3 protein-coding genes and 3 pseudogenes are annotated in these 24,351 nt (G+C 74.2%); all 6 read left to right on the top strand.

Annotation, left to right across the window (positions count from 1 at the left end; genetic code table 11):
* The first annotated feature begins 94 nt into the window (after positions 1–94).
* The 6 genes and pseudogenes from ACZ4K2_RS31575 to mhpA all read left to right on the top strand — a co-directional run bounded on the left by ACZ4K2_RS31575 (position 95) and on the right by mhpA (position 24,233).
* Entirely contained in the window at positions 95–13,279 is a 13,185-nt protein-coding gene (locus ACZ4K2_RS31575) for a type I polyketide synthase (protein ID WP_467769988.1), read from the top strand.
* 41 nt (positions 13,280–13,320) lie between these two features.
* A pseudogene (locus tag ACZ4K2_RS31580) lies at positions 13,321–16,869 on the top strand (type I polyketide synthase); the annotation flags it as partial.
* A 270-nt stretch (positions 16,870–17,139) separates the two neighbouring features.
* A pseudogene (locus ACZ4K2_RS31585) lies at positions 17,140–17,901 on the top strand (beta-ketoacyl reductase); the annotation flags it as partial.
* Between the two features lie 396 nt (positions 17,902–18,297).
* Positions 18,298–21,812: pseudogene (locus tag ACZ4K2_RS31590) on the top strand (type I polyketide synthase); the annotation flags it as partial.
* A gap of 19 nt (positions 21,813–21,831) precedes the next feature.
* Entirely contained in the window at positions 21,832–22,620 is a 789-nt protein-coding gene (locus tag ACZ4K2_RS31595) for an arylamine N-acetyltransferase family protein (protein ID WP_467478443.1), read from the top strand.
* A gap of 80 nt (positions 22,621–22,700) precedes the next feature.
* Complete coding sequence (gene mhpA, locus ACZ4K2_RS31600) at positions 22,701–24,233, top strand: bifunctional 3-(3-hydroxy-phenyl)propionate/3-hydroxycinnamic acid hydroxylase MhpA (protein WP_467478578.1); 1,533 nt, start codon at positions 22,701–22,703, stop codon at positions 24,231–24,233.
* Positions 24,234–24,351 lie beyond the last annotated feature (118 nt).

The raw sequence follows: 24,351 nt of genomic DNA on the forward strand, positions 1-24,351 counted from the left end.
AGGGGGTTTGTTAGGGGGGTCCGCTCTCCCGAATGCAGGCGAGACTCGAAGTCGCGCTCACGCGCTTCTCGCCGTGCCTAGGAGTGATTACCGGATGCTGCGCACAGAACTGATTCGGCCCCTGCCCGAGACCCTGATCGAACATGCCGCCCGACTCGGCGGGAAAATCGCCTTCGCCGATGCCCGACGTCAGGTCAGCTATGCCGAACTGGAGCTGCGGACGCGGTACATCGCGGGGCATCTGGCCGGGCTGCGCGTGCATCCGGGCGACCGCGCGGCGCTGTACCTGGGCAACTGCGTGGAGATGGTCGAGGGTTACCTGGCCCTCACCCGGGCGAACGTGATCGGCGTTCCGCTCAATCCGCATTCCACCGACGCCGAGCTGGAGTTCTTCCTCGCCGACAGCGGCGCCCGGGTGGTGATCACCGACGCCACCCGGGTCGAGCAGCTCAGGCGCGTGCTGGGCGAGGCCGAGCACCCCCGGATCGTCGTCACCGGCGACCGGCAGGTCCCGGCCGGGACGGTGGCCTTCGAGACCCTGGCCGGCTCGGAGCCGGAGGCCGGCGCCAGGGACGACCTCGGCCTGGACGAGGTCGCCTGGATGCTCTACACGTCGGGGACCACCGGGAAGCCCAAGGGGGTGCTGTCGACCCAGCGCAACTGCCTGTGGTCGGTGGCCGCCTGCTACGTACCGGTGCCCGAACTGACCGCCGAGGACCGGGTGCTGTGGCCCCTCCCGCTGTTCCACAGCCTGTCGCACATCGCGTGCGTGCTGGCGGTCACGTCGGTCGGTGCCACCGCGCGCATCACCGACGGCTACTCCGCCGACGAGATCCTGTCCGTGCTGCGCGAGGAGTCGCCTACCTTCCTCGCCGGTGTGCCCACCATGTACCACTACCTGGTGCAGGCCGCGCAGCAGCAGGGGGTGCGGGCCCCGGACCTGCGGGTCGGCCTGGTCGGCGGGGCGGTGACCACCCGGTCGTTGCGCGTCTCCTTCGAGGAGACGTTCGGCGTGCCCCTGCTGGACGCCTACGGCAGCACCGAGACCTGCGGCTCGATCACCATCAACTGGCCCACGGGGGCGCGGGTCGAGGGGTCGAGCGGGCTGCCGGTGCCCGGGCTCAACGTGCGCCTCGTCGACCCGGAGTCCGGGCGTGACGTGGCGGCCGACGAGGAGGGCGAGGTCTGGGTCAGCGGCCCCAACGTGATGGTCGGCTACCACAACCGGCCGGAGGAGACCGCGCTCGCGCTGCGCGACGGCTGGTACCGCACCGGGGACCTGGCCCGCCGCGACGAGGCCGGCTACTTCACCGTCACCGGCCGGATCAAGGACCTCATCATCCGGGGCGGCGAGAACATCCACCCGGGGGAGATCGAGGACGTGCTCCGGGCAGTGCCGGGGGTGGCGGACGTCGCCGTGGCCGGCAAGGCCCACGACATCCTGGGCGAGGTCCCCGTCGCCTTCCTGGTGCCGGGTCCGGAGGGACTCGACACGGACGCGCTGTTCGCCGCCTGCCGCGAACGGCTCTCCTACTTCAAGGTGCCCGAGGAGTTGTACGAGGTCACGCGCATCCCGCGTACCGGCTCGGGCAAGGTCACCCGGCGCCTGCTGCTGGACCGGCCCGCCCGGCTGCGGGCCGCCGGCAGCAGCACCTACGAGCACCTGTTCCGGGCCGACTGGCTGCCGCTGCCCCCGGTCGGGCACGGCGCCGCCGCGGACCCGGCCGGGCCGCGCTGGGTGGTCGCCGGGGAGGCCGACGCCGGCCTGGTCGCGGGCCTGGAGGCGGCGGGCGCCGAGGTGACGCACCTGGCCGACGGACTGCCGCCCGCCGACCTCGCGCCGGCGGACGTGGTGGTGGTGCCGGCGGGGCCGTCGGAAGCGGAACCGTCCGGTCTCGTCGCGGACGTGTCCTCCCGGGTCCGGACGTGGCTCGCGCAGGGGTGGCCTGCCCCGGCGCGGCTGGTCGTCCTCACCCGCGGCGGGGTCGGCACCGGTCCGGCCGAGACGCCCGACCCCGCGCACGCGGCCGTGGCTGGGCTGGTGCGCGGGCTGCGGTCCGGGCACGGCGACCGGCTCGTGCACGTGGACCTGGACGCCGCGGCCGGCTCCGGTGACGCGCTGCCCGCGGGTCTGCTGCGCGTCGTGGCGGCGGGGGACGAACCGCAGGTGGCCGTGCGGGCGGGCAGCATCGTCCGGCCGTCGCTGGAGCGGCTGGCCGTGCGCTCCGGCGGGGACACGGTGTTCGGTCCGGCGCGCACCGCGGTGGTGGCGGGCGCGGACACGGTGGCCGGGGCGGTCGTGGCGCGCCACCTCGTGACCGGTCACGGGGTCCGGCACCTGGTGCTGATCAGCGACCGGGGTGAGGACGACCTGTCCGTCGCGGGCCTCGCGGGTGAACTGACCGCGCTCAAGGCGACGGTGACGGTGGCCGCCTGCGATCTCACCGACCGCGCGGCGCTGCGGGCGGTGCTGACGGGCCTGCGCCGGCCGCTCGCCGGTGTGGTCCACGTCCCCTCCGGTCCGTTCCGGCTCGCGGCGGCTCAGGCGGCCGCGCTGGACGAGGTGACCGCCGCCGCCGAGGGGGCGGTCCTGGTGCTGCTTCCCTCGGCCGCGGGCACGCTGGGTACGGCGCACGAGCCGGAGGACGCCGCGGTGGCCGCGTTCTGCGACGCGCTGGCGCTGCGCCGGCGGGCCGAGGGCCGTGCGGGGCTGTCGCTGTCCCTGGGGCCGTGGGCCGACGAACCGGAGGCGGCACTGCCGTCGGGCGTGGGCATCCTGGCCCGGCGGGAGCTGCTCAGCGTGGTCGACGCCGCGCTGATGTCCGGCGAGGCGGCGGTCTGCTCGCTGCGGCTCGACCCGATGACGCTGCACGCCGGCGACGCCGTTCCCGCGGTGCTGCGCGGGCTGATCGACACCTCCGCGGGGGCGTCGGCGGACGCCGGGCGTGCCGAGGAGTTCCGGGCCCGGCTCGCCGGGCTGCCCGAGGCCGAGCGGCTGCGGACCCTCGTCTCCGCCGTGTGCGACGCGGCCGCGGAGACCGCCGGCCGGGCCCGGGACGCCGTGGTCCCGCAGCGGGCCTTCAAGGAGATCGGTTTCGGCTCGCTCCAGGCCGTGCAGTTGCGGAACCGCCTGGTGGAGGTGACGGGGCTGCCGCTGCCGACCACGCTGGCCTTCGACCACCCGACCCCGCGGGCGGTGGCGCGGTTCGTGCTGGAGGAGTTGTCGGGCGGTGCCGAGGAGGCCGCCGCCGTGGTGAGCGGCGGACCGGCCGAGGACGACCCGATCGTGATCGTCTCCATGGCGTGCCGGCTGCCGGGCGGCATCGCCTCCCCCGAGGACCTGTGGACCTTCGTCGACCAGGGCCTCGACGGGATCACCGCGTTCCCCGCGGACCGCGGCTGGGACGTGGAGGGCCTGTTCGACTCCGATCCCGAGCAGGCGGGCACGACCTATGTCCGCGAGGGCGGTTTCCTCCAGGACGCCACCGGGTTCGACGCGGACTTCTTCCGGATCTCGCCGCGCGAGGCGCTGTCGATGGATCCGCAGCAGCGCGTGTTCCTGGAGACCTCGTGGGAGCTGTTCGAGCGGGCGGGCGTCGACGTCACCTCGTTGCAGGGCAGCAGGACCGGCGTGTTCGCCGGTGTGATGAACCAGGACTACGGCATGAGCCTCGCGGGCTCGGACGACGACACGGAGGGGTACCGGAGCACCGGGACGGCCACCGCCGTCGTCTCGGGCCGGGTGGCCTACACGTTCGGGTTCGAGGGTCCCGCGGTGACCGTGGACACGGCGTGCTCGTCGTCGCTGGTGGCGCTGCACCTGGCCGCCCAGTCACTGCGCTCGGGCGAGTCCGACCTGGCGCTGGCGGGCGGTGTCGCGGTGATGGCCCAGCCGACGTCCTTCGTGGAGTTCTCGCGGCAGCGGGGGCTGGCGCCGGACGCCCGCTGCAAGGCGTTCGCGGCCGCCGCCGACGGCACCGGCTGGTCCGAGGGCGTCGCCCTCGTCCTGCTGGAACGCCTCTCCGACGCCCGCCGCAACAACCACACCGTCCTCGCCGTCGTCACCGGATCCGCCGTCAACCAGGACGGCGCCTCCAACGGTCTCACCGCACCCAACGGCCCCTCCCAGCAACGCGTCATCCGACAAGCCCTCGCCAACGCCCGCCTCCAGCCCCACGACATCGACCTCGTCGAAGCCCACGGCACCGGCACCACCCTCGGCGACCCCATCGAGGCCCAGGCCCTCATCAACACCTACGGCCGCCACCGCGACCCCGACCACCCCCTCCGGCTCGGCTCCCTCAAATCCAACATCGGCCACACCCAGGCCGCCGCAGGCGTCGCCGGCATCATCAAGACCGTCCTCGCCCTCCACCACCGCACCATGCCCCGCACCCTCCACGTCGACGAACCCACCCCCCACGTCGACTGGTCCGCCGGAACCGTCCAACTCCTCACCCAGCCCCACCCCTGGCCCCAGACCACCCACCCCCGCCGCGCCGCCGTCTCCGCCTTCGGTGTGAGTGGGACGAACGCGCACGTGATCCTCGAGGAAGCACCGGCCGCTCCCGACACCACCCCGGCCGGCGAGGAGACACCCCACGAGGACGGCCACGTCATCACCTGGCCCCTGTCCGCCGCCACCCCCCAAGCCCTCACCGCCACCGCCCAACGCCTCCTCCACCACCTCCAGCAACACCCGGACCTCACCCCCGCCCACATCGCCGACCAACTCACCCGCCGACCCCACCACCACCACCGCGCCGTCATCACCACCACCCACCCCGACGACCTCACCCGCGCCCTCACCGCACTCACCACCAACACCCCCGACCCCGCCCTCACCACCGGCACCCCCACCACCACCGGCAAAACCGTCTTCGTCTTCCCCGGCCAAGGCACCCAATGGGCCGGCATGGGCGCCACCCTCCTCGACACCCACCCCGTCTTCACCCACACCATCAACGCCTGCGACACCGCCCTCGCCCCCCACCAGGACTGGACCGTCACCGACGTCCTGCGTCAAACCCCCAACGCCCCCACCCTCGACCGCGTCGACGTCGTCCAACCCGTCACCTTCGCCGTCATGACCGCCCTCGCCCGCATGTGGCAACACCACGGCATCCACCCCGACGCCGTCATCGGCCACTCCCAAGGCGAAATCACCGCCGCCCACATCGCCGGCGCCCTCACCCTCGACGACGCCGCCCGCATCATCGCCCTCCGCAGCCAACTCATCGCCCGCCGCCTCGCCGGCCACGGCGCCATGATGTCCGTCCCCCTCCCCCACACCGAACTCACCCCCTGGACCACCCCCCACCAACACACCATCGACATCGCCACCATCAACGGCCCCACCACCACCGTCATCGCCGGCGACCCCACCGCCATCGACGAACTCCACACCCAACTCAACAACCACAACATCCGCGCCCGCAAAATCCCCGTCGACTACGCCTCACACACCCACCACGTCGAACAACTCCACCAAGAACTCACCCAACTCCTCACCGACATCACCCCCCACACACCCACCACCCCCATGTACTCCACCACCGACACCACCTGGATCACCGGCCCCCACCTCGACGCCGACTACTGGTACCGAAACCTCCGCCAAACCGTCCACTTCCACACCGCCACCACCACCCTCGCCGACACCGGCCACCACACCTACATCGAGATCAGCCCCCACCCCGTCCTCACCCCCGCCATCCAAGAAGCACTCACCCAACACACCACCCAACCCACCACCACCATCCCCACCCACCGCCGCAACCAACACGAACCCACCACCTTCCACACCGCCCTCGCCCACCTCCACACCCACACCCACCACACCCCCACCTGGCACACCCCACCCACCCCCACCACACCCCACACCCCCCTCCCCACCTACCCCTTCCAACACCACCACTACTGGCCGGAGCCCACGGCCCGGGACTCCGCCACCGCCGCCGATCCGTACGAGGCGCGTTTCTGGGAGGCGGTGGACCGGGCGGACGTGGCGGCGCTCGCCAGCACGCTGGACGTCACCGACGAACGGGACCGCGAGGTGGTCGCGTCCGCCCTGCCGGCCCTGACCAACTGGCGGCGGCGCGCGCGGCACGAGCACGCCGTGGAGTCGTGGCGGTACCGCGTCGTCTGGCGCCGGCTGGGGATCGTCACGTCGGACCGGTTCTCCGGCACGTGGCTCGCGGTCGTTCCGGCCGGTTTCGCCGAGGACGCCCGGGTGACCGGGACCCTGGACGCCCTGCGGGGTTACGGCGCGGACTGCGTGGTGCTGGAGACCGCGGACGACGACCGGACGGCGGTGGCCGGCCGGCTGGCGGCCGAGGGGGTGGCGGCCGCCGGGTACAGCGGTGTCCTGTCGTTCCTCTCGCTGGACGAGGGGCCGCACGCCGGCTTCCCGGCCGTGCCCAACGGGCTGATGCTGCTGGCCGCCCTGGTGCCGGCGCTGGCGGACCAGGGTGTCACCGCGCCGCTGTGGTCGGTGACCATGGGCGGGGCGGAGGCGGACGACGGTCCGTGGATCGGTCCGTCCGATGCGCTGACCTGGGGATTCGGGTTGGTGGCCGGGCTGGAGTACCCGCGGCTGTGGGGCGGTTCGGTGGATCTGCCCGCCGAGCCGGACGAGCGGGTGCTGCGGTACCTGGCCGGTGTGCTGCGCGGCCAGGGGGACGAGGACCAGGTCGCGATCCGTCCCTCCGGTGTGTTCGGGCGGCGGCTGGTGCGCGCTTCCTCGGACGGGCCCGCCGGGCCCGCCGGGTCCGCCGCCCGGCGGACGTGGACACCGCGCGGGACGGTGCTGGTCACCGGTGGTACCGGCGGTGTCGGTGGGCAGATCGCCCGCCGGCTGGCCGCCACGGGCGCGGAGCACCTGCTGCTGGTGAGCCGCGGCGGCGCGGACGCCGAGGGCGTGCGGGAACAGGTGGCCGCGCTGGAGGAGTTGGGCGCCGCCGTGACGGTGGCCGCGTGCGACGTGGCCGACCGGGACGCCTTGGCCGCCGTGGTCGAGGCCGTACCGGACGACAGGCCGCTGACCGCCGTCGTCCACGCGGCGGGCGCGGGCCAGCAGAGCGCGATCGCCGAGACCTCCCCGGAGGAGTTCTCCCGGGTCGTCGCGGGCAAGGTGCTCGGCGCCCGGAACCTGGACGACGTACTCGGCGACCGGCCGCTCGACGCCTTCGTGCTGATCTCGTCCAACGCCGGTGTGTGGGGAGGTGGCGGCCAGGGCGCCTACGCCGCGGCCAACGCCTACCTCGACGCGCTCGCCCGGCAGCGGCGGGCCCGTGGCCGCACGGCGACCTCGATCGCCTGGGGTTCCTGGGCGGGAGCGGGGCTCGGTGCGGTGGACGGTGCCGCCGAGCGGCTCGACCGGTTGGGTGTGGTCGCCATGGACCCGGAGCCGGCCCTGCGGGCGCTGGTGCACGCGGTGGAGCGCGACGAGACCGCGGTGTCGGTCGCGGCCATGGACTGGTCCCGGTTCGCCCCCGGTTTCACCGCCGCCCGGCCGAGCCCGCTGCTGGGCGAACTGCCCGAGGTGCAGGCGGCGTTGCGGGAGCTGGACGGTGCCGCGGGCGGCGACCGGTCGGGCTCGGACCTGGCCGGTCGGCTGGCCACGCTGTCCGAGGCGGACCGGGAGGCCGCGGTGCTCGACGCGGTGCGCACCCACGCGGCGGCCGTGCTGGGGCACCGCGACACCACGAACGTGGCCGCGGAGACCGCGTTCACGGACCAGGGTTTCGACTCCATGACGTCGGTGCAGTTGCGCAACGCCCTGGTCAAGGACTTCGGGCTGCGGCTGCCGACCACCCTGCTCTTCGACCACCCGACCCCGCGGGCGCTGGCCCGGTTCGTGCTGGAGGAGTTGTCGGGCGGCGCCGAGGAGGCCGCCGCCGTGGTGAGCGGCGGGCCGGCGGATGACGACCCGATCGTGATCGTCTCCATGGCGTGCCGGCTGCCGGGCGGCATCGCCTCCCCCGAGGACCTGTGGGAGCTGCTGGCCTCGGGCGGTGAGGCGCTGTCCGACTTCCCGACGGACCGCGGCTGGGACATCGACGCCATCTACGACCCCGAGCCCGGGCTGCCCGGCAAGACGTACACCCGCAGGGGCGGTTTCCTCGACGGCGCGGGGGACTTCGACGCCTCGTTCTTCAAGATCTCACCGCGTGAGGCGCTGGCGATGGACCCGCAGCACCGGGTCCTCCTGGAGAGTTCCTGGGAGGTCTTCGAGCGGGCCGGCGTCGACGTCACCGCGCTGCGCGGCAGCCGGACGGGGGTGTTCGCCGGTGGCTTCCACACGGGGTACACCATCGGCGCGGACCTGATCGGCGAGGGCGTGGACGGTTACACGTCGCACAACAACCTGCCGAGTGTGCTGTCGGGCCGGGTGGCCTACACGTTCGGGTTCGAGGGTCCCGCGGTGACCGTGGACACGGCGTGCTCGTCGTCGCTGGTGGCGTTGCACCTGGCCGCCCAGTCACTGCGCTCGGGCGAGTGCGACCTGGCGCTGGCGGGCGGTGTCGCGGTGATGGCGCGGCCGTCGACGTTCGTGGAGTTCTCGCGGCAGCGGGGGCTGGCCGCGGACGGCCGGTGCAAGGCGTTCGCGGCGGCGGCCGACGGCACCGGCTGGTCCGAGGGTGTCGCCCTCGTCCTGCTGGAACGGCTCTCCGACGCCCGCCGCAACGGCCACACGGTCCTCGCCACCGTACGGGGTACCGCCACCAACCAGGACGGCGCCTCCAACGGCCTCACCGCACCCAACGGCCCCTCCCAGCAGCGGGTCATCCGTCAGGCCCTCGCCAACGCGGGTCTGCGGCCGCGGGACGTCGACGCCGTCGAGGCGCACGGCACCGGTACCGTGCTGGGCGACCCCATCGAGGCGCAGGCGGTGATCAGCGCCTACGGGCAGGACCGCGAGCCGGGACGGCCGCTGTGGCTGGGCTCGCTCAAGTCCAACATCGGTCACACCCAGGCGGCCGCGGGCATGGCGGGTGTCGTGAAGTCCGTGCTGGCGATGCACCACGGCGCACTGCCGCGGACCCTCCACGTGGACGCGCCGACACCGCACGTCGACTGGTCCGCCGGTGAGGTGCGGCTGCTGACCGAGGAGGTGCCCTGGCCGGAGGCGGACCGTCCGCGCCGTATCGGCATCTCGGCGTTCGGTGTGAGTGGGACGAACGCGCACGTGATCCTCGAAGAGGCACCGGCCGCTCCCGACACCACCCCGGCCGGCGAGGAGACACCCCACGAGGACGGCCACGTCATCACCTGGCCCCTGTCCGCCGCCACCCCCCAAGCCCTCACCGCCACCGCCCAACGCCTCCTCCACCACCTCCAACAGCACCCGGACCTCACCCCCGCCCACATCGCCGACCAACTCACCCGCCGACCCCACCACCACCACCGCGCCGTCATCACCACCACCCACCCCGACGACCTCACCCGCGCCCTCACCGCACTCACCACCAACACCCCCGACCCCGCCCTCACCACCGGCACCCCCACCACCACCGGCAAAACCGTCTTCGTCTTCCCCGGCCAAGGCACCCAATGGGCCGGCATGGGCGCCACCCTCCTCGACACCCACCCCGTCTTCACCCACACCATCAACGCCTGCGACACCGCCCTCGCCCCCCACCAGGACTGGACCGTCACCGACGTCCTGCGTCAAACCCCCAACGCCCCCACCCTCGACCGCGTCGACGTCGTCCAACCCGTCACCTTCGCCGTCATGACCGCCCTCGCCCGCATGTGGCAACACCACGGCATCCACCCCGACGCCGTCATCGGCCACTCCCAAGGCGAAATCACCGCCGCCCACATCGCCGGCGCCCTCACCCTCGACGACGCCGCCCGCATCATCGCCCTCCGCAGCCAACTCATCGCCCGCCGCCTCGCCGGCCACGGCGCCATGATGTCCGTCCCCCTCCCCCACACCGAACTCACCCCCTGGACCACCCCCCACCAACACACCATCGACATCGCCACCATCAACGGCCCCACCACCACCGTCATCGCCGGCGACCCCACCGCCATCGACGAACTCCACACCCAACTCAACAACCACAACATCCGCGCCCGCAAAATCCCCGTCGACTACGCCTCACACACCCACCACGTCGAACAACTCCACCAAGAACTCACCCAACTCCTCACCGACATCACCCCCCACACACCCACCACCCCCATGTACTCCACCACCGACACCACCTGGATCACCGGCCCCCACCTCGACGCCGACTACTGGTACCGAAACCTCCGCCAAACCGTCCACTTCCACACCGCCACCACCACCCTCGCCGACACCGGCCACCACACCTACATCGAGATCAGCCCCCACCCCGTCCTCACCCCCGCCATCCAAGAAGCACTCACCCAACACACCACCCAACCCACCACCACCATCCCCACCCTCCGCCGCAACCAACACGAACCCACCACCTTCCACACCGCCCTCGCCCACCTCCACACCCACACCCACCACACCCCCACCTGGCACACCCCACCCACCCCCACCACACCCCACACCCCCCTCCCCACCTACCCCTTCCAACACCACCACTACTGGCTGAAGGCGGACGGCAAGGCCACCGACATCGGTGCGGTGGGCCTGGACGGCAGCGGGCATCCGCTGCTCGGCGCGGTCGTGCGGCTCCCGGAGTCGGATGCGGCCGTGTTCACCAACCGGGTCTCCCTGCGCACCCAGCCCTGGCTGGCCGAGCACGCCGTCTCCGGGACGGTGCTGGTGCCGGGCACCGCGCTGCTGGAGCTGGTGGTCCGCGCGGGTGACGAACTGGGGGCGACCGCGGTGTCGGAGCTGGTGGTCGAGGCGCCGCTGGCCATCGCCGCGACCGGCGCGGTGCACCTGCGCGTCTTCGTCGGCGAGGCCGACGACACCGGCCTGCGGCCGGTCACCGTGCACTCGCGTGCCGACGACGCCGACGCGGACGCGGCCTGGACCCGGCACGTCGCCGGACAGCTGCACACCGAGCCGCGCCCGGCGCCCGCCGCCGGCCCGGGGAGCTGGCCGCCCGAGGGCGCCGAGGCCGTCGCGGTGGACGGCTTCTACGACGGGCAGCGGGCGGCCGGGTTCGAGTTCGGCCCGCTGTTCCGGGGCCTGCGGGCCGTCTGGACGCGGGGCGAGGAGGTCTTCGCCGAGGTCGCGCTGCCGGACGACACCGACCTCTCGGCCTTCCTGCTCCACCCGGCGCTGCTGGACTCGGCCCTGCACGCCGCCGCCTTCCTGCCGGGCCGCCGCGGCGAGGACGCCCCGGCCCGGCTGCCGTTCGCCTGGAACGACGCGGTGCTGCACGCGACCGGGGCCACCGCCCTGCGGGTGCGGGTCGGCACGGTGGGTGGCGACGACGTCGCGGTGGAGGTGACCGACCCGACGGGCGCCCCGGTCGCCTCGGTCGGCAGGCTCGTCACCCGTCCCGTCGACGTCCACCGGGTCGGTGGCGGGGCCGGCGTCGCCGACATGCTGTTCGCCACCGAGTGGACCCCGCTCGCGGTGGACCGCGCGGCGGCGCCGACCGGGCCGGCCACGGACACCGTGCTGGACCTGACGGACTCCCCCGCGGCCGACGAGGACCTGCCCCGGCGGTCCAGGGACCTGGTCACCCGCGCGCTGGAGGCGATCAAGGCGCACCTGCGGGCCGCCGAGCCCGCCGCCCCGCTGGTGGTGCTCACCCGCGACGCGCGGCACGACCCGGCCATGGCCTCGGTGTGGGGGCTGGCCCGGGTGGCGCAGTCGGAGAACCCCGGGCAGGTGGTCCTGGTGGACGTGGACGACGCGGCCGATTCCCGGGCGCTGCTGCCCGCCGCGGTCGCGACCGGCGAACCGCAGCTGGCCGTGCGCGACGGCGCCGTCCTCGTACCGCGCCTCGCCCGGCTGCGGCCCGAGGGGACCGGACCGTCCGGACTGGACGCCGAGGGCACCGTGCTGGTCACGGGTGGCACCGGCACGCTGGGCGGACTGGTCGCCCGGCGACTGGTCACCCACCACGGCGTACGGCACCTGCTGCTCACCAGCCGGCGCGGCCCCGACGCCCCGGAGGCCGGGCGGCTGCGCGACGAACTCACCGCCCTGGGTGCCACCGTGACCGTCGCGGCCGCCGACATCGGCGACCGCGCGGCGGTCGCCGGTCTCCTCGCGGGCATCCCGGCGGCCCACCCGCTCACCGCCGTGATCCACAGCGCGGCCGTCCTGGACGACGGAGTGCTCACCTCGCTCGACGCGGAGCGGGTGGACAAGGTGTTCGGTCCGAAGGTCGACGGTGCCTGGAACCTGCACCTGCTGACCGAGCACCTGGACCTGTCGGCGTTCGTCCTGTTCTCGTCGGCCTCGGGCACGCTGGGCAACGCGGGCCAGGGCAATTACGCGGCGGGCAACGGGTTCCTCGACGGTCTGGCCGCCCACCGCCGGCGGCTCGGGCTGCCCGGGCTCTCGCTGGCCTGGGGCCTGTGGGAGCAGGCCAGCGAGATGACCGGTGCGCTGCTGGACGGCACGCGCGGGCACCTCAAGCGGGAAGTGCTCGCGATGAGCGACGAGGAGGGCCTGCTGCTCTTCGACGCCGCGCTGCACGGGGACGGCGCACCGCAGAGCCCCTCCGTCGTGGTTCCGGTCAAGCTGAGCGTCACCGCGCTGCGGCAGTCCGCGAACCCGCCCGCGGTGCTCGGGGACCTGGTGCCCCGCACGCGGCCCGCCGCACGGCAGGCCGCCGCCGAACCGTCGGACTCCTTCCTCGACCGGCTGCGCCGGGCCACCGCGGAGGAACGGGCGAAGCAGCTCCTCGACATGGTGCTCGCGCACACCGCGGCGACGCTGGGGCACGCGGCGCCGGGGGCGGTCGACGGCCGCCAGGCCTTCAAGGACCTCGGCTTCGACTCGCTGGCCGCGGTCGACCTGCGCAACCGCATCGGCGCCGGCACCGGCCTGCGGCTGCCGGCGACCCTCGTCTTCGACTACCCCACGCCCGCCGCGCTCGCCCGGCACGTCGAGGAGCAGCTCGGCCTCGGCGGGGGCGGATCCGGGGACGGGGACGGGACGGCCGCCGCGGTGCTCGCGGAACTGCACCGGCTCGACGCCTCGCTCGACCGGCTGCTGCTGGAGCCCGACGACCGCGCGGAGGTGGCGGACCGCCTGCGCAAGCTGGCGGCCAAGTGGCACGGCTCCGGTGCGGCGGCCGACCCCGACCTGGAGCTGGCCACCGACGAAGAGATCCTGCGGCTCGCGGAAGCCGAACTCGACCTGCCCCAGGGCCCGAACGCGTAAAGGACACCTCCGTGACCAATGACACGACGCTTCGTGACTACCTGAAGCGCACCCTCGTCGAACTGAGGCAGACCCGCGAGAAGCTGCGGGAGGCGGAGGCCGCCGCCCAGGAGCCGGTCGCCATCGTGGGCATGGGCTGCCGGCTGCCCGGTGGCGTCGCCACCCCCGAGGACCTGTGGCGGCTGGTGGACTCCGGGTCGGACGCCGTGGCGCCCTTCCCCGACGACCGCGGCTGGGACCTGGAGGGCCTGTACGACCCCGATCCCGGCGCGCCCGGCAAGGCGTACGTCCGCGAGGGCGGGTTCCTGCACGACGCCGCCGGGTTCGACGCGGAGTTCTTCGGCATCTCGCCGCGCGAGGCGCTGTCGCTCAACCCGCAGCAGCGGCACCTGCTGGAGGTGTCCTGGGAGACCATCGAGCGGGCCGGCATCGACCCGGCCTCCCTGCACGGGAGCCGGACCGGGGTGTTCGCCGGCGTGATGTACCACGACTACGCGCCTCCGCTGCGGGAGACCCCCGCCGAGGTCGAGGGCCTGCTGAGCATCGGCAACTCCGGCAGCGCGGCCTCGGGCCGGATCTCGTACACCCTGGGGCTGGAGGGTCCGGCGGTGACGGTGGAGACGGCGTGCTCGTCGTCGCTGGTGGCGCTGCACCTGGCCGCCCAGTCACTGCGCTCGGGCGAGTGCGATTTGGCACTGGCGGGCGGTGCGGCCATCATGGCGGCGCCCGACACGCTCGTCCATTTCTCCCGGCAGCGGGGGCTGGCGCCGGACGCCCGCTGCAAGGCGTTCGCCGCCGCCGCCGACGGCACCGGCTGGTCCGAAGGCGTCGCCCTCGTCCTCCTCGAACGCCTCTCCGACGCCCGCCGCAACAACCACACCGTCCTCGCCGTCGTCACCGGATCCGCCGTCAACCAGGACGGCGCCTCCAACGGCCTCACCGCACCCAACGGCCCCTCCCAGCAACGCGTCATCCGGGCCGCGCTCGCCAACGCCCGCCTCCAGCCCCACGACATCGACCTCGTCGAAGCCCACGGCACCGGCACCACCCTCGGCGACCCCATCGAGGCCCAGGCCCTCATCAACACCTACGGCCGCCACCGCGACCCCGACCACCCCCTCCGACTCGGCTCCCTCAAGTCCAACATCGGCCACACCCAGGCCGCCGCAGGCGTCGCCGGCATCATCAAGACCGTCCTCGCCCTCCACCACCGCACCATGCCCCGCACCCTCCACGTCGACGAACCCACCCCCCACGTCGACTGGTCCGCCGGAACCGTCCAACTCCTCACCCAGCCCCACCCCTGGCCCCAGACCACCCACCCCCGCCGCGCCGCCGTCTCCGCCTTCGGAGCCAGCGGGACGAACGCGCACGTCATCGTCGAGGAGGCGCCCGCACCGCCCGACACCAGCGACGGGACCGCCGACGACGACCCCGGCGCGACCGCCGTCGAGGTGATCGCCTGGCCCCTCTCCGCGCGGACGCCGGCCGCCCTCGCGGCGGCGGCCGGGCGGCTGGCCGACCACGTCGCGGCCGCCGAGGACACCGGCGCGGCCCGCACGGCCCACGCGCTCGCCGCGACCCGGGCCCACCTCGACCACCGCGCGGTGGTCGTCGGGACCGACCGGGAGGAACTGCTGGCGGGGCTGCGGGCGTTCGCGGACGGCGGGTCCCCCGAGTCCGTGGTGACGGGACGGGCGGGCGCGGGCAGGCTGGCGTTCGCCTTCTCCGGGCAGGGCAGCCAGCGGCTCGGCATGGGCCGGGAACTGCACCGGCGGCTGCCGCCGTTCGCGGAGGCGTTCGACGAGATCTGCGCGGAGCTGGACAAGCACCTGACCGTTCCGCTGCGGGAGGCCGTGTTCGCGGAGCCCGGCACGCCCGCCGCCGGTCTGCTCGACACCACCGCGTACACCCAGCCCGCGCTGTTCGCGCTGGAGGTCGCCCTGGCCCGGGTGCTGGCCGGGTGGGGGGTGCGGCCGGACGTCGTGGTGGGGCACTCCATCGGCGGGATCGCCGCGGCACATGTGGCTGGGGTGCTCTCCCTCACGGACGCGGCCGTCCTGGTCACCGCGCGGGGCCGGCTGATGCAGGCCCTGCCCGCCACCGGTGCCATGGTCGCGGTGGGCGTCGGCGAGGAGGCGGTACGGCCGCTGCTGGCCGGACTGGAGGACGCCGTGGCCCTCGCCGCCGTCAACGGGCCGGAGTCGGTCGTGCTCTCCGGGGACGAGGACGCGGTGCTCGCCCTCGCGGAGCGCCTGCGCGGGCAGGGGCACCGCACCAAGCGGCTGGCCGTCAGCCACGCCTTCCACTCGCCGCACATCGACGCGATGCTCGACGAGTTCGGGCGGGTGGCGGCCGGGCTGACGTACACCGCCCCCGTCGTCCCGGTGGTGTCCGACGTCACCGGTGAGCCCGCCGACCCGGCCGAACTCGCCAGTGCCGGGTACTGGGTCCGGCACGCCCGGGCCGCCGTCCGGTTCAGCGACGCCGTGCGCACCCTGGAGAGCACCGGGGTGACCACGGTCCTGGAGCTGGGCTTCGGTGACACCCTCGCCGCGCTGGTGGGGGACAACAGCGAGACGGTCGGCGCCGTTCCCGCGCTGCGCCGCGGACAGCCGGAACCGCTGTCCCTGGCCGGTGCCCTCGCCCGGCTGCACGTCCGCGGGCACGCGGTGGACTGGCCGGCGCTGTACCCGGCGCCCCGCGCGCACACGCCGCTGCCGACCTACCCGTTCGAGCACAGGCGGTTCTGGCTGGAGCCGGTGCGCACGACCGACCTCGGTGCCGTCGGCGCGGACCCGTCGGGGCACCCGCTGCTGGGCGCGGCGGTCGCGCTCCCCGAGTCGGACGGTGTGGTGTTCGCCCACCGGCTCTCCCTCGCGACCCATCCGTGGCTCGGGGAGCACGCCGTCGCCGGGTCCGTGGTGGTCCCCGGTGCCGCCCTGGTCGAGGCGGCCGTCCGGGCGGGCGACGAGGTGGGGACCGGCACCGTCGACGAGCTGGTGATCGGGACGCCCGTGGTGCTCCCCGGTGACGGCGGGCTCCAGCTCCGGGTCACCGTGGGCGCGAAGGACGCCGACGGGCTCCGGCCGGTGGCCTTCCACTCCCGGCCCGACGGCGACCGGGACGCGCAATGGACCCGGCACGCGACCGGGTTCCTGTCCGCGACCCCGGTGACCGGCGCGGAACTGCGCGACTGGCCGCCCGCCGGGGCGGAGCCGGTGCCCCTGACCGGGTTCCACGAGCGGCTGGAGGAGAGCGGCCTGGAGCTGGGCCCGCTGTTCCGCGGGGTGCGGGAGGTGTGGGCCAAGGGCGACGAGGTGTTCGCCGAGGCGGAGTTCCCCGGCGACGGCGTGGAGGGCTTCCTGCTGCACCCCGCGCTGCTGGACTCGGCGCTCCAGGCGGCGGCGGTCGCCTCCGCGGCCTGGGAGCGGGGGACCGTCCTGCCGTTCGCCTGGAAGTCGTTCGCCGTGCACTCCTCGGGCGCCACCGCGCTCCGGGTGCGGATACGCACCGGCGACGGCGGCATGGAGCTGGACCTCACGGACGCCACCGGCTCCCCCGTGGCGACGGTCGGCGCGCTGGCCACCCGGCCGCTGGACCCGGACCGCATCGCGGCGGCCGGCCGCTCCGACGACCGGCCGCTCGGCCTGGACTGGGTCGTGGCACCGCTGCCGGAGGACGGGGCCGGGGCCGGGGCTCCGGAACGCGTCCTGGACCTCACCGGGCCGGTGACCGGCGGACCCGTGCCGCAGGCGCGCACGCTGGGTGCCCGCGCGCTGGAAGCCCTCCAGCGGAAGCTGGCCGAGCCCGGCGGGAGCCCGCTGGTGGTGCTGACCCGGGACGCCCGGCGGGACCCGGCGGCGGCCGCCGTCTGGGGCCTGGTCCGCTCCGCCCAGCTCGAACACCCGGGCGAGTTCGTACTCGCGGCCGTCGACGAGGACTCCCGCGACCTGCTGCCGGCCGCCCTCGCCACCGGCGAACCGCAACTGGCGCTGTCCGCCGGAACGCTGCGCGTCCCCCGGCTCTCCCGGACCCCGGCCGTCCCGTCCGGCCGGGACGGCCGCACCGGCGGGGGCCGCCCGCTGGACCCGGACGGCACCGTACTGATCACCGGCGGCACCGGCGCCCTGGGCGCGCTCGTGGCCCGGCACCTGATCACCGAGCACGGTGCCCGGCACCTGCTGCTGACGAGCCGGCACGGGCCGAGCGCCCCGGGCGCCTCCGAACTGCACGCCGAACTCACCGCGCTCGGCACCTCGGTGACGATCGCGTGCTGCGACGTCTCCGACCGGCAGGACGTGGCCCGGCTGCTGGCGACGGTCCCCGCCGACCATCCGCTCACCTGCGTCGTCCACACCGCCGGGGTCCTCGACGACGGCGTGGTCTCGGCCCTGACGCCGGGCCGGATGGACACCGTGTTCCTCCCGAAGGCGGAGGGCGCCTGGCACCTGCACGAGCTGACCCGCGGCGCCGACCTGGCCTCGTTCGTGCTGTTCTCCTCCGCGGCCGGCACGCTCGGCAGCGCCGGCCAGGGCAACTACGCCGCCGCCAACGCCTTCCTGGACGGTCTCGCCGCCTACCGCTGCGGGCTCGGTCTGCCCGCGGTCTCGGTGGCGTGGGGGCTGTGGGAGCAGGACAGCGAGATGACCCGGTCGCTGCGTGACGGCGGCCCGGGCCACCGCGACCGGTACGTCCTGGCGCTCCCGGCGGAGCAGGCGCTGCGGTCGTTCGACGCGGCGGTGGCCTCGGGGGCCCCGACGGTCCTCGCGGCGAGGTTCGACCTGGCCGCGGTGAAGCGGACGCCCGACGCGCCCGCGGTCCTGCGGGGCCTGGTGCCGCAGGACCGTCCGACGGCACGGCAGGAGCGGGCGTCGGAAGACTCCCTCGTACAGGGGCTGGAGCGGCTGACCGCCCCGCAGCGGCTGCGCCGGCTGGTCGACCTGGTCCGTACGCAGGCCGCGCACACGATCGGGCACGAGGGCGCGGACGCGATAGACCGGGAGCGCTCCTTCAAGGAGATGGGGTTCGACTCGCTCGCCGCGGTCGAGCTGCGCAACCGGATCGCCGCGGCGACCGGCGTCCGGTTCCCGGCCACGCTGATCTTCGACTACCCCAACCCCGCGGTGGTCGCCGGGCGGTTGTACGAGCAGCTCTTCCCCGAGCCGGTGGACGAGGAGATCGACGGCCCGCGCGAGGAGCGGCTGCGCGCGGTGCTGGCCTCGGTGCCGCTGGAGCGGCTGCGGGAGCTGGGCCTGCTGCCCGAGCTGCTGCGGCTGGCGGACGAGGCCGACGTGCCCACGTCCGCCGGTTCCCCGGCCGGGGAGCCCGCGAGCGAGATCTCGACCATGAGTGTGGAGAACCTGGTCGCCAGGGCCCTGGGCGAGCGCGACCGCTGACGGTCATCGACGATGCGGAGAAGAGCATGAACACGCACGACAACACGGTCGTCGAGGCACTGCGCGCGTCGCTCCTGGAGAACGAGCGGCTGCGGCGGGAACTCACGGCGGCCACCGACCGGGCCGGTGAGCCCATCGCGATCGTGGGCATGGTGTGCCGGCTGCCCGGCGGCGTCCGGTCCCCCGAGGACCTGTGGGAGCTGCTGGAGGAGGGCGGCGACGGCATCACCCCCTTCCCCGAGGACCGCGGGTGGGACGTGGAGCACCTCTACGACCCGTCGCCGGACGCCCCCGGCAAGAGCTACGTCCGCGAGGGGGGTTTCCTGCACGACGCGGGTGACTTCGACGCCAGGTTCTTCGGCATCTCCCCGCGCGAGGCGCTGTCGACCGACCCGCAGCAGCGGCTGTTCCTGGAAGCGACGTGGGAGGTGTGCGAGCGGGCCGGGATCGACGCGAACTCCCTGCGGGGCAGCAACACGGGCGTGTTCGCGGGCGTCATGTACCACGACTACGGGACCGGGCTCGCGAGCACCCCGGCCGAGGTCGAGGGGTTCCAGGGTGCCGGTGTCGCGGGCAGCCTCGTCTCGGGCCGGACGTCGTACTGCTTCGGTTTCGAGGGGCCGTCCGTGACGGTCGACACGGCGTGCTCGTCGTCGCTGGTGGCGGTGCACCTGGCCGCCCAGGCGCTGCGCTCGGGCGAGTGCGACCTGGCGCTGGCCGGCGGTGTGGCGGTCATGGCCACGCCGAACACCTTCGTGGAGTTCTCCCGGCAGCGCGGGCTCTCCCCCGACGGGCGCTGCAAGGCGTTCGCGGCCGCCGCCGACGGCACCGGCTGGTCCGAGGGCCTGTCCCTGCTCCTGCTGGAGCGGCTGTCCGACGCGCACCGCAACAACCATCCCGTCCTGGCCGTCGTCCGGGGCAGCGCGGTGAACTCGGACGGCGCGTCCAACGGCCTGACCGCGCCCAACGGCCCCTCCCAGGAACGGGTGATCAAGCGGGCCCTGGCCGCGGCGGGCCTCACCGTCGCGGACGTCGACGCGGTCGAGGCGCACGGCACCGGCACCAGGCTGGGCGACCCCATCGAGGCGCAGGCCGTGATCAACACCTACGGCCGGGGCCGGAGCCCGCAGCGGCCCCTGTGGCTGGGCTCCCTGAAGTCCAACGTCGGCCACACGCAGGCCGCCGCCGGTGTCGCCGGGATCATCAAGACGGTGCTGGCGATGCGCCACGGCACGCTGCCGCGGACCCTGCACGTCGACGAGCCCACACCGCACGTCGACTGGTCCGCGGGGACCGTGCGGCTGCTGAGCGAGGCGCGGCCCTGGCCGGAGACCGGACGGGCCCGGCGCGCCGCCGTGTCGGCGTTCGGTGTCAGCGGGACCAACGCGCACGTCGTCATCGAGCAGGCCCCGCCCGCCTCCGGCGCCGGCGAGGACGCGGAGCCGTCGCCGGAGCGGGACGCCCCGGCGCCCTGGGTGCTCTCGGCGAGGACACCGGCCGCGCTGGCCGCGCGGGCGGAGCAGTTGGTGCGGCACGTGGAGGCGCACCCGGAGCTGGACCCCGCGGCCCTCGGCCGTGCGCTGGCGACGACCAGGGCGGGGCTGGAGCACCGGGCCGCCCTGATCGGCGGCGACCGTACGGAGCTGCTGGCCGCCGCCCGCGGCCTCGCGGAGGGCAGGCCGTCCCCGCGCGCGGTGACCGGCAAGGTGGTGCCGGGACCGCTCGCGTTCCTCTTCTCCGGCCAGGGCAGTCAGCGTCCGGGCATGGGCCGCGAACTGCACGCCGCCTTCCCGGTCTTCGCCGCGGCCTTCGACGCGGCGTGCGAGGAACTGGACGCCCGGCTGCCGCGTCCCCTGCGCGAGGTGGTGCTCGCGGACCCCTCCGCCGAGGAGGCCGCGCTGCTGGACCGCACGGAGTTCACCCAGCCGGCCCTGTTCGCCTTCGAGGTGGCCCTCGTGCGGCTGCTGGCCTCGTGGGGGATCGAGCCGGATATCGTCGCCGGGCATTCCATCGGGGAACTGGTCGCCGCGCACGTGGCCGGGATGCTGTCGCTGGGCGACGCGGCGGCCCTGGTCGCGGCCCGCGCACGGCTGATGCAGGCGTTGCCGGCCGGCGGGGCCATGGTGGCGGTGGCCATCGGTGCCGAGCGGGCCGCGGAGGTCCTGGCCGGCCACGAGCACGAGCTGAGTGTCGCCGCGGTCAACGGGCCCTCATCGGTGGTGCTGTCGGGGGCGGAGGAGCCCCTGCTGGCCCTCGTCGAGCGGCTGCGGGCCGACGGCCACCGCACCAAGCGGCTCCGCGTCAGCCACGCCTTCCACTCCCCGCTCATGGAGCCCATGCGGGAGGAGTTCACCCGGGTGGCCCGCGGACTGTCCTACGGCACGCCGGACATCCCGCTGGTCTCCAACGTCACGGGGCGGCTCGTGGAACCGGATGAGCCGGCCGCGCCGGAGTACTGGGCACGCCACGTGCGCGCGGCCGTCCAGTTCGACGCCACGGTGCGCACCCTGGAGGCCGAGGGCGTCCGCACGTTCCTGGAAGTGGGGCCCGCGGACACGCTCACCGCCATGGTCCAGGAGAGCCTGACCGGGCTCGGCGACGCGATCCCCTCCGTACGGCGCGGGCAGTCCGAGACGTCGTCCCTGCTCACGGCGCTGGGACGGCTGCACGTCCGCGGCCACGACCTCGCCGTCGCGCCGCACCGCGACCACATCCCCCTGCCCACCTACCCGTTCGAACGCAAGCGTTACTGGCTGGAGAGGACCGTCATGCCCCAGGAAGACCTGGCCGTCACCCCGCAGGAACCGGTCGAGGAGGCCGCCGCCGAGTCACCGGGGCAGAGCCTGGTGGACCGGCTGGCCGAGCGCCCCGCCGAGGAGCGCAGGAAGGAGCTGACCCGGTTCGTCGTCGAGCTGGCGGCCGCCGCGCTCGGGCACGAGACGACGGACGAGTTCGACGAGGAGACCGGCTTCTTCGACGTCGGGTTCAGCTCGCTGACCGCGGTGGAGGTCCGCAACCGGATCAACGACCTGTGCGGTCTGGAGACCGGCCCGATGCTGCTGTTCGACCACCCGACCCCCGCCATGCTCGCCGCGCACCTGGACGAGCTGCTCTTCACCCCCCAGAACACCTGACCCGGAGGCGGAACCAGACATGTTCGTACTCGACACCTACCTCAAGCACCTCGGCTACACGGGCTCGCTGGAACCGACCGCGGAGACCCTGCGCGAGCTGCACAAGCGGCACATGATGACGGTGCCGTTCGACAATTCCCGCAACGCCCCCAAGGGGCTGGCGATCTGGGACGACGTGGACGCCGGGGCGGACGTCTTCTTCGAGGCGCTCATCACGGAGCGCAGGGGCGGCATCTGCCACGAGCACAGCGGCCTCTTCCGCGCGGTGCTCACCGAGCTGGGCTACGACGTGACGGTCATCTCCTCGGGCGTGCGCGGCGCCGACGGGAAGTTCGGTCCCGACCTGGAGCACATGCTCAACCTGGTGCGGATCGGTGACGAACTCTGGCTCGCCGACGTCGGGTTCGCCGGCCCGTCGTTCATCGAACCGGTGCGGGTGTCCGAGGAGGTGCAGTCCCAGTTCGGCTTCGACTACCGCGTCCTGGAGGACGGAGCCCACCTGGTCCTGGAGCGGCGCACCGCGGGCGGCGAATGGCTGGCCGTGTACCGCTTCACCACGACCGAGCGCGAACTGGCCGAGTGGAAGGCGATATCCAGCGGCGAGAACGACGACCCGTTCTGGCACTGGGCGGGCGAGATGATCGCGGCGGGCACCCTGATCTACGGCCGCGCCTACGAGACGGGCCAGCTGCTGCTGGTCGGGCGGCGCTACCTCAAGGCGGAGAACGGCCGGGACGAGACGCGGGTGCTGGCGAAGACCGACGAGTACCAGGCCGTCATCCGGCACGTCCTGCTCCAGGACGACTGAGGGGCGGCCCGACCATGGACGTGGAAACGGACGTGCTGATCGTCGGCGACGGCCCCGTGGGGCAGACGCTGGCGATCCTGATGGCCCGGCGGGGCTGGCAGGTCACCGTGGTGGACCGCTGGCCCGAGCCGTACACGCTGTCGCGGGCCGTGGCCTTCGACAGTGAGGCGGCCCGCACCCTGGCCGGGCTGGGCCTCGGCGACTACATCGCCGCGGAGACCGAGCCCTCGGGCCGGTACATGTGGCAGAACGCGGACGGACGGGTCCTGCTGGACATCCAGGGATCGTCCACCGGCTGGTGCCACTGGCCCGACTCCAGTTCGATGTTCCAGCCCGGACTGGAGAGCGCGCTGACCGCCCGGGGCGCGCAGTTGCCGACGCTGCGGGTGCTGCGGGGGATGGAGGCGGTCGGTGCCACCGACCACGGCAGCCATGTCGAGCTGACCTGCGTGAGCCGTGCGGGCGAGCGGTCTGTGCTGACGGCCCGCTGGCTCGTCGGCTGCGACGGCGCGAACAGCTTCGTCCGCGAGTGCATCGGCCCCGCCATGCACGACCTCAACTTCTCGCACGACTGGCTGATCTGCGACGTGGTGCTGCACGAGGCCCGTACCTTCGACCCGAACAACCTGCAGATCTGCGACCCGGCCCGGCCGCGGACCGCCGCGTCCGCCGGGCCGGGCCACCGGCGCTGGGAGTTCATGCGGCTCGAAGGCGAGTCGGTCGAGGAACTCGACACCGAGGAGAGCGCCTGGCGGCTGCTGAAGATGTTCGACCTCAACCCCGACAACGCCACCCTGTTGCGGCACGCCGTCTACGCCTTCCAGGCCCGGTGGGCGGAGCAGTGGAGGTCGGGGCGGCTGCTGATCGCGGGGGACGCGGCGCACGTCATGCCGCCGTTCGCCGGTCAGGGCATGTGCTCGGGCATCCGGGACGCGGCGAACCTGTCCTGGAAGCTCGACCTGGTGCTGAGCGGCAAGGCCGGCGACCACGTCCTGGACACCTACGTCGCCGAGCGCGCCCAGCACGTGCGGCACGGTGTGCGGATGTCGGTGGACCTCGGGAAGGTGATCTGCCAGCTCGATCCGGCCGCGGCCGCCGACCGCGACGTGGCGATGACGGCCGCGCGGGAACGCGGCGTGGGCACGGGCGCCCCCCAGGCCCCGGTGCACCCGCTGCGGACGGGGCTGCTGCACCGCGGCGGCGGGGCGGCCGGCGGCCGGCTGGCCGGGCGGCTCAGTCCCCAGGGCCGGGTGCGGCGGGGCGCCGAGACCGGGCTGTTCGACGACGTCGTCGGCACCGGCTTCGTCCTCCTCTGCGCGGAGGACCCCCGTCCGTACCTCGACACCCGCACCGAGGAGCTGCTCGGGGAACTGGACGTGCGGGTGGCCACGGTCGTCCCCGGTGACGCCCCGGTCACGGGTGCGGACCCGGACGTCGTGGCCGACACCGACAACCTGTACCTGCCGTACCTCGCCGAGGCCGGGGCCCGTGCGGTACTGGTCCGGCCCGACCACTACGTGTACGGCCAGGTGGGGGCGGACGAGGACTACGTGGCCCTCTTCGACGACCTGCGGCAGCGGCTGTCGGCCACGGCACCGCTGCCGGCGCCCTGACGGAGCGCAGGACCGGCGGCCCCGCGGAGCACGGGGCCGCCGTGAAGCCCGCGGGCCGCGCGGCCCGTGGGCTTCACGGTTCCGGTCACGGCGACGGTCACCCGGCGCCCACGCCGGT

This window comes from Streptomyces sp. NPDC025833 (assembly GCF_055558055.1).